Genomic DNA, 11372 nt, shown 5'->3' with positions numbered 1-11372 from the left:
GTGATCGAAGCCCAAAAGGAACTGCTGCTCAAGTGCGGCGGGTCCTATCTGCGCATGACATCGACGGGGATCGAGGACGGCACGCGCGGGGATCGGAACAGCAAGGCGGCGGCGTTTGGCAGGCAGGGGCCGAGTTCGCTGGCGCAGTCGATGAACACGTGGAAGAGCACCAGCTTCGAGGCCAAACCTGCGCTACGCAACCCGTCGACGGGAGACCCGCTGCAGGGAAGTGCTATTAGGTTGAATCGTGACGGCACAAAGCTACGAGCCAAAACTAGTCGCGATGGAGAAGCCCCTCTCCAGAAGAGCGAGTTTGCCGAAGCGATTCAGGTCAAGAGATCTGTCTGAAATTCTTTCAAATCTGCAATATGAGCAAACCGAGAATCGTAGTGGCTCCGAGTTTCGTCAATGATGACGGGGAGAACTACAGCATCATCACGATGCATCCTGTGGGTGAGAACATCCAGCAGATCGTACTGGACAAGCCGTGCGTCATTCCGGTGCTGTTCCTGCCAGGAATCATGGGCACGAACCTCCGTAACGCAAAGAGCAAAAAGTCGGCATGGCGCCCTCCGAATCTGGATGTTCGGGGAATTGCCGATGGCATTCTGCAACTGATCGCCTATGCCTTCACGTCGGCGAATGCGAGGGCAACCACGCTCGCCCCGGATCGGGTCGAGATCGACCCGAGCGGCCCCATCGATGGCGGCAAGAGCAAGTTGCCCGAAAACGTGCTGGCCGCACGCGGTTGGGGTGCGCTGATGCGTTCGAGCTATCACCCGCTGATGGCCAATCTGCAGCACCACCTGAACAATCTGTCGCGGTACGACTTCGAGCGCTGCGCGATTGACATCAAGGAATGGGCGGCCGAAGCGGGGAAGGACGCTCCCACCGAGTGGGGCAGCCAGACCGGCGAGGCACTGACGCGCGAGGAGATCATTCACGCGGCGCGGTACCAATTCGACATATGGGCCGGCGGCTACAACTGGCTCCAGAGCAACCGCGACTCGGGCGAGCAGATCAAGACGCTGATCGAGAAGACGATCCTGCCGTACTACAACGACGGGCGGATCGTCAGGGTGACCGGCACCCCGGACGGGAAAGGCAATGAGGAGCGTTGCATGTTGCGTCCGTTGCCGGATCGGGTCGTCGCCAGGAAGGTGATCGTGGTCACGCACTCGATGGGCGGGCTGGTCAGCCGCGCGCTGACCGAGCTTCACGGGTGCGAGAAGGTGCTCGGCGTGACGCACGGCGTGCAGCCGGCCACAGGCGCGCCCGCAGCCTACAAGCGCATGCGGGCCGGCTTCGAGGGAGCCGAACAGGTGGTGTTGGGGCGCAATGCCGCGGAGGTGACGGGCATCTCGGCGCAGTCCCCGGGGTCGCTGGAGCTGTTGCCGACGGCGGACTACAACGGCGGCAAGCCGTGGCTGTTCGTGCGGGAGGTGCGGCCCAACAACCAGGGCCGGCTGCATCCCCCGATCCTGGCGCTGCCGCAGCAAGGCGATCCGTACAAGGAGATCTACCAGTCGTCGGCGTGGTATGGGCTGGTGCCTAAGCGCAATGAGGGGATGCTGACTTTGGGTACGAAGCCAGCGGCGAAGTCTGAAGCGCCAACGGAAAAGCGAACTGACGACAAATCAAATCGAGAGGAGTTCGACGAACGTATCGCGGCCGTTAAGGAATTCCACGAAGCCATCCAAGGCCGCTACAAGGCTCCCACCTATGTCCACTACGGCGCGCAGGGCACGCGGGACAAAAGCCGCGATATCGGCGGGCTGCTTGGCACCGGCCTGATGGCTTCAGGCGACCGATTCTCGTGGGGTGAAGTCGCCTGGGAAGGCCGCTGCGTGGCGGGCCGCAACCCGGACGAGATGAGCATCCTTCTCGATGAAGGCAATGGCGAGTTGCGTACCACAGACGGCGTCTGGCTGAACATCGCTAACCCGGATTCGCCCGGCGACGGCACCGTGCCTGTCGAGTCCGGCGCCGCCCCCGCAGGCAAGCCCGGCGTGGCGATGTCGTTCGCACATGGCCATGACAACCCCGGCAAGCACAACGAGAAGTTCGGCTACGACCACCAGGGCAGCTACAACGACAAGCGGGCGCTCTACGCCACGCTTTACGCCATCGTCAAGATTGCCCAGAACGCCGACTGGTACCCATACCTGGATCAAGAGGAGTCCGCATGAAACAAGGCTGGAAAACCATCGCCATCGGCCGCCACCTGGTGGATGTGCCGGAGACGGCCAAGCTGATTCCGCAATGGAAGTACAACGGCGTGCCGATCGAGTTCCGTGACGACATCCTCACAGACGAGGACTACGACGACATGGTGGACGAGCGCGAACAGGAATTGAGGGCTGCCAAGCACAACAGGTACGGCAGCCTGTTCGTGAAGCGGGTACCACATGCGAACCGGGGGGTGACGCTGGTGTCGTGGAATCGCCCGGGTGGCACTCTCATGCATCGCTATGACACGTACTTTCGAATTGGCACCCAGACCATGGTGTACACCGGTGAGGTGACGTCTGATCGGCGCGACACCGCATTGGCTACCCGAGAAGACCTGAGTAAGGAGTGGCGGCCGATTGATGATGAGTCTATTCCGCAGGGCCTGGGCTTCGTTGCCAACAAAGCCATACTGGTCGACAAGCTCTATAACCGGGAAAGCTGGTCCCTGGCGATCCGGCTCGCGGGCAAGCCGGATGCGTGGATCGAAATCTCTGCCTATGCGCTAAGCGCTGTCGAGCCCGGACTGCGCGAGCGCGCTGGCGGATTGCTGACGAGCTTGCTGGGCTCGTTCGTGGGCATGCACCAACTGCGCAACCGGGCACGCCCGATCGGCCCCATCGTTGCCGATGAAATCCTCGTGGCGGGCAATGAGAACGGCAAGCGGCTCTATGCCTTCAAGTGGGAGGCGCCCGGCAAAGCGTACTCGTTGGCCGAGCCGCAACTGAATGCCGAGATCAGCGTTATCGATAGCGCCTACAAGACCAACCAGGAGTCCTTCACCAGCGACGAGGAAGCGCTGGAGTTGTGGGACGCACTGGTCGAGTCGATTCGTCTGCGTCCGGGGGCCGTATGAGCGCGAACCATTCCCGTCGTCGCCTGCTGCTGACGCTTGGCGCCGCGCCTGTGGCGTTGGGCGGTTTCTTTATTGGGTATCGGGTCCGTGCAGAGAGAGCCGGCATCGCCCTGCGCTGGCTCAGCGAGGAAGTGTTCCCGTCGATTCTGCAACGTCTCGATGCTCTGCAGGCGCGTCGCACTGCAGAGACGGGAGCCGACGCATGAAACAAGGCTGGAAAACCATCGCCATCGGCCGCCACCTGGTGGATATGCCAGAGACGGCCAAGCTGATTCCGCAATGGAAGTACAACGACGTGCCAATCGAGTTTCGTGACGACGTTGTTACGGAGGAGGACTACGACGACATGGTGGCCGAGCGCGAACAGGCGTTGCACGCTGCGAAGCACGAGCGATATGACAGTCTGTTCGTCCAGCGGGTACCGCATGCGAACAGAGGGGTGACACTAATTTCATGGCCAGAGCCGAGCGACACGTATGTGTACCGCTATGACACGTACTTCCGGATCGGCACCCAAACCGTCGTGTACACCGGTGAGGTGACAGACGATCGTCGAACCCCCGCACTGTCCACGCGGGAAAAACTGAGCCAATCCTGGCGCGCCGTCGATGACGGCACGCTTCCGGAAGGCCCTGGGTTCGTGGCGCGCAACGTGATGCTGGCGCGGACGCTATTCAATCCCGAAAACTGGTCCCTGGCGATCCGGCTCGCGGGCAAGCCGGACGCCTGGATTGAAATATCGGCTTACGCCCTGAGCGCTGTCGAGCCCGGACTGCGCGAGCGCGCCGGCGGCCTGCTGACGAGCCTGCTGGGTTCGTTTGTGGGCATGCATCAGCTACGCAACCGGGCACGCCCGGTCGGCCCCATCGTTGCCGATGAAATCCTCGTGGCAGGCAACGAGAACGGCAAGCGGCTCTATGCCTTCAAGTGGGAGGCGCCCGGCAAAGCGTACTCGCTGGCCGAGCCGCAACTGAATGCCGAGATCAACGTCATCGATAGCGCCTACAAGACCAACCAGGAGTCCTTCACCAGCGACGAGGAAGCGCTGGAGTTGTGGGATGCACTGGTCGAGTCGATCCGTCTGCGTCCGGGGGCCGTATGAGCGCGAACCATTCCCGTCGTCGCCTGCTGCTGACGCTTGGCGCCGCGCCTGTGGCGCTGGGCGGTTTCCTTGTTGGGTATCGAGATCACACAGGGAACATAGGTCTTGCCCTGCGCTGGCTCAGCGACGAAGTGTTTCCGTCGATTCCGCAGCGTCTCGATGTTCTGCAGGCGCGTCGCTTTGCAGAGACGGGAGCCGACGCATGAAACAAGGCTGGAAAACCATCGCCATCGGCCGCCACCTGGTCGATGTACCGGAGACGGCCAAGCTGATTCCGCAGTGGAAGTACAACGGCGTGCCGATCGAGTTCCGTGACGACGTTGTCACGGACGAGGACTACGACGATATGGTGGCCGAGCGCGAACAGGAATTGAGGGCTGCCAAGCACAACAAGTACGGCAGCCTGTTCGTCCAGCGGGTACCGCATGCGAACCGGAGTGTGACGCTAGTGTCCTGGAATCGACCGGGTGGCACGATTGTTTACCGTTTCGATACATACTTCCGACTCGGCACCCAGACGCTTGTGTACGCGGGAGAAGTCACCGACGATCTCCGGGATACCGCGTTGTCGACTTGTGAAAAGCTGAGTCAATCCTGGCGCGCCGTCGATGACGGCACGATTCCGGAAGGCCCGGGGTTCGTGGCGCGCAACGTGATGCTGGCGCGGACGCTATTCAATCCCGAAAGCTGGTCCCTGTCGATCCGGCTCGCGGGCAAGCCGGACGCGTGGATCGAAGTCTCGGCCTATGCGCTAAGCGCTGCCGAGCCCGGGCTGCGCGAGCGCGCCGGCGGGTTGCTGACGAGCCTGCTGGGCTCGTTTGTGGGCATGCACCAGCTGCGCAACCGGGCACGCCCGGTGGGCCCCATCGTTGCCGATGAAATCCTTGTGGCGGGCACTGAGAACGGCAAGCGGCTCTACGCGTTCAAGTGGGAGGCACCCGGCAAAGCGTACTCGCTGGCCGAACCGCAGTTGAATGCCGAGATCATCGTCATTGATAGCGCCTACAAGACCAACCAGGAGTCCTTCACCAGCGACGACGAGGCGCTGGAGTTGTGGGATGCATTGGTCGAGTCGATCCGTCTGCGTCCGGGGGCCGTATGAGTGCTAACCATTCCCGTCGTCGACTGCTGCTGACGCTTGGCGCCGCGCCTGTGGCGCTGGGCGGTTTCCTTGTTGGGTATCGAGCCCACACAGGGAACGTAGGTCTTGCCCTGCGCTGGCTCAGGGAGGAAGTGTTCCCGTCGTTTCCACAGCGTCTGGATGCTCTGCAGGCGCATCGTATAGCGGAGAGCTGACATGGCCGTGGATTTTTCACTACTCCCTGACGACAAGGTTGAAGCAGTCAGCGCGCCATCCTGGCGTCTTTGGGCCGCTGTGTTTGTCGTTCTCGCGGCTGCCATCGCTATTACCATTGTTCTGCTCTGGCCGGCAGAGGGGACTATCGAGTCATGGAAGTTCTGGGTTGCCATGACAGTGTTCCCGGTCGGCATTCCCGCATGGATCGTGCTGCGTCGCCTGAGTGTGTACGAAGGGAGGCGGCTCGATGCGCAAATGCGCGCGGATGTTGCCACTGACTATAGGGAGCGGGTTTTCGCAGCGGCTTCCCGGCCAATGTACGTGCTCGACGCCGCATTCCGGTTTTCCGCGGATGAGGATCTGAATGCGAGCGCGCGCATCGCCAACGACGAGGTGAAGCTCGTCAGCACCAATACTCCGCTTGGCGATTCATTGCGTGCGCGCTGGATCGATACTTCGCAAATACAGGAGTCGGCCCAGAAGCAGGACGACGCCGAGCGGCAGACCGCTCTTGTTCGATGGATGTTCGATGACCTGTTGGCGAAGCTCTTCGCCACGCTTCGTGGTTTGCCCCGGTCCGAGGAAGTCGAGGTACTTCTACGGGTATCCAGCGCGCTAGAGCACGATTTTTTGAAATCAGTCTGGACCGATTGCTGGAAGCGTCATGTTCGCCGTGCAATGCACATTTCCGCTGAGGAAGCTCCACAGGGGCTTGGCAGCATTGACGGCTGGCTGGACCGAATGATCAAAGGAGATGGCCATCACGCACGGCTTGTCGTCGCCATCCAGATGCATCGTATCCAGACAGAATCGCCGCCGCCAGGCACGTCGGAGGCCGGGGTCGCCATCTTGCTGGTTCCCGATGCATTTGTGACGAAACATGGCGCCGATGCACGCATCAGGGTTCACCGGCCGGTCAGCGGATCGAAAGACAAGTCTGGCGATGCATTGAAGCATGCATTGCAGTGGGGGGCGGTGTCCGGTGGCCAGGTGTCCCGGGCCTGGCGAACTGGCGGCGACAACCCTCAGTCCGGTGAATGGCGAGAACCCGCCCGCCAGCTTGATCTGAATCCAAGAGTGGCAGATCTCGATGACAGCGTCGGCTACGCCGGCGTGGCTGCGCCATGGCTCGCGCTGGCGTGTGCCGCGCAGTCGCTCTCCGAGGGTGCTGATACCCATCTTGTTTTGATCGATGACGGCGACCAGATCGATGCAGCCGTCGTCGCTTCTACTCCCGTGACTTGAATCGGGAACCGTGCGACCACCTCCACTCAACCCAAACATGACAAACAACCATGCCAAGACGCTACGACATTCTGAAAGGTGATTCGACGACTTCCGGTGGGGTTGTCGAGGGTGGCAATCCGAACGATAGGATCGGTGACCGCGCGCAGGCCTACGAGAACGACCCCGTATGGTGTCCCGCCTGCAAGACGATGGGGCAGATCGTCTGTGTCGGGCCTCGCCTGTCGATGTTGGGGCCGGATGGCCGGCAAGCCGCGTTGAGCGACGATCTGTGCGTTTGCCGCTGCAAGCCAAGCCCTCTATTGATTCCGTCGCAGCATTCGTCGTTCATGGACGTTTGAGTTCGGGCGGCCGAATTCATCAACCACGTGTCAGTCACTCCGGTAGGCAAAGCTACTGGGCAAGCAGGGATATCCCGATTCATGAAGAAGGTCCGACTCGATCTTGTTTCGATACTGGTTCTCGCGCTCATCGCGGCCGCAATCATCCTGCTTTTTGGGAAACACGCAGGCATCAAGACTGCCGAGCAGCGGGTATTCTGGGTATCCGTGGTTGCGGTCGGCGCCATCGCCCTGGCATTCGTAGGTTCACTAGACCGGCTTGGCAGTTGGTGGGAGGCCCTGGGTCTGCTGACGAAGCGGCTGCGGCTTCAAGGCCCGGAGATTGCCTCGAGTACCCAGGCAAGCGTGCTGACCGGCACCGATCAACGGAAAACCAGGACGCTGCCGCTCGGTACACTTCGAATGGACCTGCGGCGAAAGTATGGTCTTGGTTGGCGCTATCGGCAGCCCTGGCTGTTGCTCGTTGGGCAAGAAGCGGATGTCAGCCGTGTCTCGCCCGATCTGGTAACGATGGGTTGGCTGCAGACCGCTGAAGCAGTACTGCTTTGGCGTGAAGCCGGGGCGGAAGGTCTGCCCGACGCCGCCTGGCTCAAGCAAGTGTACAAACTGCGCCGCCGTCGCCCGGTGGACGCTGTCGTGCTTGTATCGGATGGGGAGGCCGCCCAGACAAAAGCGAATCGGGGTACGCATGCCATCGGCATTGATCTGGCGCGGATTGCGGAGGTTCTACGTTGGTCGGCGCCAGTTTTCCTGCTCGATATGGCGCCCGGGAAACCGGCTTCGGCAAGTCAGCTGCCGGTGGTGGGCTGCGAGTTCTCCCGCGATGCCGACGAGGCTGCGATTGAGGCCGCCCTGAACGCCTTGCGTAGCGATCTTGCGCAGCGGTACGTCGTGCCTCCGTTCGATGACGATGGCAAGCGCCAGATGGGGGAGCTTTCCAGATACCTCGACAGCCGTCGCGCGGAGCTGGCGCATTCAACGGCAGGACTGCTGCGGCAGGGGCATCCAGTGCGAGGTATTGTGTTTGCCTCTTGCACGCCAGCAGGCTCCGGCGAGAAGAACTCGGAATCCAACACCAACGCCAACCTTGCCCTCTGGCAACACCTCGGCGCCACTGCCGAGCGCCACCCCGGCCGTCGCACCAACTGGCATCCAATCACGATCGGAACCAGTCTCGTGCTCTGCGCAGTGGTGTTATGGACTGCCGGCATGCTCGTCTCTGGCTTACTGAACAGCCGCGACATCCAGCAGGCAAGCCACGCCATCCGGAGCCTCCATTCCGCCCCCAATCCCGCCACCCGGTTGCGCGCGTTACTGGCGCTGCAGCACCAGATCGAACGCTACGCGTACCGCGCGCAACAGCATGCGCCGTGGCTGAACCGTTTCGGGTTGAACCGCGACAAGGAAGTCCTGGCTGCGCTGTGGCAGCCGTATGAGCAGGGTGCCCGGGCGTTGCTGATCGCCCCGGTGCAGCAGGATATGGAGGCATCGCTGATCGACCTGGCGCAGTTGCCGGTCACGGCGCTCGATGCGCAGACCAGCCGCTGGGCGATGGGCGGGCATGACAGCCTCAAGGCCTACCTGATGCTGGCCGATCCCGGGCGCGCCGAGCCGGATTTCCTGGGTCCCGCGCTGGTCCGGCACTGGTCGACCGAGGCGCGCATCACACCCGGCGAGAAGCAGGATCTTGCCGAGCGCCTGTTCACGTTCTACGCGCAACATCTGAAGGCACATCCAGGTTGGAAGATCACAACCCGTGCCGAACTGGTGGCCGGCGCACGCCTGACGCTGCTGGCCGTCATCGGTGAACGCAATGCGCAGGACACCGTGTACCGGACGATCATCGACGGTGTTGGCAGCAAGTACCCGGATCTGACCCTTGCCGCGATGACCTCCGGTACGGACACACGCGGGCTGCTGCGGTCTACGGCAAGCGTGCCGGGCGTCTACACGCGCCAGGCCTACGAGGGCTATGTGGCGGAGGCCATCGACGAGGCGGCCAAACGTCGAGCAGTTGCTGCCGACTGGGTGCTAAGCGGCGGCGAGGGCGCAGTGCCGATCGCGCATTCGGACGATTCCGGTGACACGCTGCGCGCTGCGCTGACGCAGCAGTACTTCGCCGACTATGCGGAGCGCTGGCAGGGCTTCATGAATGCGATGCAATGGGAGGCGGCGCCCACGTTGCCGACGGCGATCGACCAGCTCAAGCTGATGGCCGATGCGCGCCAGTCGCCGGTGATCGCACTGATGAAGTCGCTTGCGTACCACGGTGGAGCGGGCGCTCGCCAGGACTCGCTGTCGGATGCGCTGGTGGCCAAGGCGCAGGGAATTTTTGGCAAGAAGGATGATGCGCCCGAAGCCATCCGTCCCGACCCCGCCGGCCCGCTCGGCGCCGCCTTCGGCCCGGTCCTGAGGCTGGCCGGCCATGTCGGGCAGGGGGCGACGGGCGGTCAGGGTGAACTGAGCCTGCAACGCTTCCTGGACCGCGCCACGGCGCTGCGCCTGCGGTTGCAGCAGGTCAGCAACAGTGGCGATGGCGATGTGCAGGCGCGGCAGATGGCACAGGCCTGGTTCCAGGGCAAGGGCTCGGAGTTGGCGGATACGGAGGCCTATGCGCTGCTGATTGCGGCCAGTCTCGGCACGGAATGGGCTGGCATGGGCGAGACGCTGTTCGTACGTCCGATCGCGCAGGCCACGCAGACCGTGTTGCAACCAGCGCAGGCCAGCCTGAACGACGCCTGGCGGCAGAACATCGCAATGGCGTGGGGACGTTCGTTCGCCGGACGCTACCCGTTTGCCGACACGGCCAACGACGCGTCGCTGCCGGAGCTGGCGCGCTTCCTGCGCCCGCAGAGCGGCGTGATCCATGCATTCCTGGGCACGCAACTGGCCGGGGTCCTTGAACTGCAGGGTGATCAGTGGGTGCCGGCCGCGCATGGCGGGCGGGCATTGCCATTCGACCCGGCTTTCCTCAAGGGGATCAACGCGCTGCAGCGCCTTGCCACGCGCATGCTGGCGCAAGGCGAGGCGCAGTATCGCTTCGAGCTCAAGCCGGTGCCAACGCCGGGACTGACCGACACTGTGCTGATCGTGGATGACCAGAAGCTGCACTACTACAATCAGCGCGAGGTCTGGCAGTCGATGCGCTGGCCAGTGAACAATCTGCAGGAGCCCGGCACGCGGCTGCAATGGCAGGCCGAACGTGCGGGCACGAACAAGAACTACGAGTTCGGCGGACGCTGGGGGCTGGTAAGGATGCTGGAGCGCGCGCACGTCGAGCCGATCGACAGTGCCACCTTCCAGTTGACCTGGCAGGCCAGGCCCGACACCAGTGGGCCAGGGGCCACTGAGTCCGAGGGCCAGGCCGCCGCTTCCGACCCGGACAGCCTGACCACTCGTACCGCGAAAGCCCCGGTGCCCTCGGACATGGTCTACCCGGTCAGCTATCAGATGCGAACGGAGCTTGGGCATGGTCCGCTCGAACTGCTCGCGCTGCGTGGCTTCGTGCTTCCATCTCGAATTTTCGCGGACAAAAGGCCTGCGGCAGGTGCAATGCCATCGCTACGCAACTAGGCGGCCGCCACCAGGCTCGCCGGGAGCCATGTCACGGGAAAAGACCGGAAAGCGGCTCAGGCCGCCGCGAGCGCCAGCAAGGCAAAGCCGGTGCCGACGGCCTTTCGGGCCGAAGCGAGCGCGGCTTTGGCCGCCGACGCATCGCGGCCCAGCCGCAGCAGGCTGCCTAGCTGATACGGGGCCTTGAGCAGGCCGAAGACGATGGCGCCGACGTCGGTGCTGCCATCGGCCGCCATGCCTGCCACGGCCAATGGCGGCACGGGGCGGTCGGCGGGGTCGATCACCACGCGCAGCGCGGCGAATGGAATGCCATGCGCATGGGCGGCACGCGCGGCGATATGCGATTCCATGTCCACGGCCAGTGCGCCGTGGGATTCATGCAGCGCGGCTTTTTCCGGCACGGTGATAACGGGGGTATCGGAGCCGGCCAGCAGGCCGGTGGCGGCCTGCGGCAGCGCGCGCCGCAGCGCGGCAGTCCAGTACGGGTCGGTGGAGTAGGATGCATCGCCCGCGCGCACGGCGGTGGCAACGATCACCGTGCCGGGCGGCAGCGTGGGATCGAGTCCGCCAGCCACGCCGAAGCTGATCACGCCTGCGCAGCCTTGTGCCAGGCGAGCGTCCATCACGCGCGCCAGCGCGGCATCGCGATGGCCGTAGAGTGTTTCCACGCCATGGCCCGCCGCGATGCGTGCTTCGAAATCCATCCCGCTGACCACCAGGACCGTCATG

General features: G+C 63.3%; 11 protein-coding genes. 10 read left to right on the top strand and 1 reads right to left on the bottom strand.

Annotated features, from left to right (window positions below):
* The 10 genes from B552_RS27390 to B552_RS0110030 form a co-directional block, all read left to right on the top strand.
* Positions 1 to 348, top strand: a 348-nt coding sequence (locus tag B552_RS27390; protein ID WP_157160225.1) for a DUF2345 domain-containing protein, incomplete at its 5' end; no start/stop codon positions are given.
* A 41-nt stretch (positions 349 to 389) separates the two neighbouring features.
* Positions 390 to 2189, top strand: coding sequence for a hypothetical protein (locus tag B552_RS0110065; RefSeq protein ID WP_019448892.1), 1800 nt, complete (start codon positions 390 to 392; stop codon positions 2187 to 2189).
* A complete protein-coding gene (locus tag B552_RS0110060; protein ID WP_019448891.1) occupies positions 2186 to 3085 on the top strand; it encodes a T6SS immunity protein Tli4 family protein in 900 nt (299 codons plus the stop codon). The genes B552_RS0110065 and B552_RS0110060 overlap by 4 nt, the downstream gene beginning before the upstream one ends.
* Positions 3082 to 3291, top strand: coding sequence for a hypothetical protein (locus tag B552_RS0110055; RefSeq protein ID WP_019448890.1), 210 nt, complete (start codon positions 3082 to 3084; stop codon positions 3289 to 3291). The genes B552_RS0110060 and B552_RS0110055 overlap by 4 nt, the downstream gene beginning before the upstream one ends.
* Positions 3288 to 4187, top strand: coding sequence for a T6SS immunity protein Tli4 family protein (locus B552_RS0110050; RefSeq protein ID WP_019448889.1), 900 nt, complete (start codon positions 3288 to 3290; stop codon positions 4185 to 4187). Before B552_RS0110055 ends, B552_RS0110050 begins: the two co-directional genes overlap by 4 nt.
* The gene (locus B552_RS0110045) at positions 4184 to 4393 is read left to right on the top strand and encodes a hypothetical protein (protein ID WP_019448888.1); all 210 of its coding nucleotides are present in this window, start codon (positions 4184 to 4186) and stop codon (positions 4391 to 4393) included. Before B552_RS0110050 ends, B552_RS0110045 begins: the two co-directional genes overlap by 4 nt.
* The gene (locus B552_RS0110040; RefSeq protein WP_019448887.1) at positions 4390 to 5289 is read left to right on the top strand and encodes a T6SS immunity protein Tli4 family protein; all 900 of its coding nucleotides are present in this window, start codon (positions 4390 to 4392) and stop codon (positions 5287 to 5289) included. Before B552_RS0110045 ends, B552_RS0110040 begins: the two co-directional genes overlap by 4 nt.
* A gap of 195 nt (positions 5290 to 5484) precedes the next feature.
* A complete protein-coding gene (locus B552_RS0110035; RefSeq protein WP_019448886.1) occupies positions 5485 to 6729 on the top strand; it encodes a hypothetical protein in 1245 nt (414 codons plus the stop codon).
* A 50-nt stretch (positions 6730 to 6779) separates the two neighbouring features.
* On the top strand, positions 6780 to 7070 hold the full coding sequence (locus B552_RS28375; protein WP_083860269.1) for a PAAR domain-containing protein: 291 nt from the start codon (positions 6780 to 6782) through the stop codon (positions 7068 to 7070).
* Positions 7071 to 7151: 81 nt separating this feature from the next.
* The gene (locus B552_RS0110030; protein ID WP_019448885.1) at positions 7152 to 10643 is read left to right on the top strand and encodes an ImcF-related family protein; all 3492 of its coding nucleotides are present in this window, start codon (positions 7152 to 7154) and stop codon (positions 10641 to 10643) included.
* A gap of 56 nt (positions 10644 to 10699) precedes the next feature.
* Here B552_RS0110030 and B552_RS0110025 read toward each other — a convergent pair whose 3' ends face one another.
* Positions 10700 to 11371 (bottom strand): phosphorylase, encoded by a 672-nt coding sequence (locus B552_RS0110025; protein ID WP_019448884.1) that lies wholly within the window; start codon positions 11369 to 11371, stop codon positions 10700 to 10702.
* Between the last annotated feature and the right edge of the window lies 1 nt (position 11372).

The sequence above is a fragment of the Cupriavidus sp. BIS7 genome, assembly GCF_000292345.1.
Classification (GTDB): domain Bacteria; phylum Pseudomonadota; class Gammaproteobacteria; order Burkholderiales; family Burkholderiaceae; genus Cupriavidus.
Note: the sequence above shows the minus strand (reverse complement) of the source record. Positions and strands in the feature narration are given on the sequence as shown.

Coding starts and splice junctions, on each gene's coding strand:
- B552_RS0110060 (WP_019448891.1), top strand. CDS start 2,186: ATGAAACAAGGCTGGAAAACCATCGCCATCGGCCGCCACCTGGTGGAT.
- B552_RS0110055 (WP_019448890.1), top strand. CDS start 3,082: ATGAGCGCGAACCATTCCCGTCGTCGCCTGCTGCTGACGCTTGGCGCC.
- B552_RS0110050 (WP_019448889.1), top strand. CDS start 3,288: ATGAAACAAGGCTGGAAAACCATCGCCATCGGCCGCCACCTGGTGGAT.
- B552_RS0110045 (WP_019448888.1), top strand. CDS start 4,184: ATGAGCGCGAACCATTCCCGTCGTCGCCTGCTGCTGACGCTTGGCGCC.
- B552_RS0110040 (WP_019448887.1), top strand. CDS start 4,390: ATGAAACAAGGCTGGAAAACCATCGCCATCGGCCGCCACCTGGTCGAT.
- B552_RS0110035 (WP_019448886.1), top strand. CDS start 5,485: ATGGCCGTGGATTTTTCACTACTCCCTGACGACAAGGTTGAAGCAGTC.
- B552_RS28375 (WP_083860269.1), top strand. CDS start 6,780: ATGCCAAGACGCTACGACATTCTGAAAGGTGATTCGACGACTTCCGGT.
- B552_RS0110030 (WP_019448885.1), top strand. CDS start 7,152: ATGAAGAAGGTCCGACTCGATCTTGTTTCGATACTGGTTCTCGCGCTC.
- B552_RS0110025 (WP_019448884.1), bottom strand. CDS start 11,371: ATGACGGTCCTGGTGGTCAGCGGGATGGATTTCGAAGCACGCATCGCG.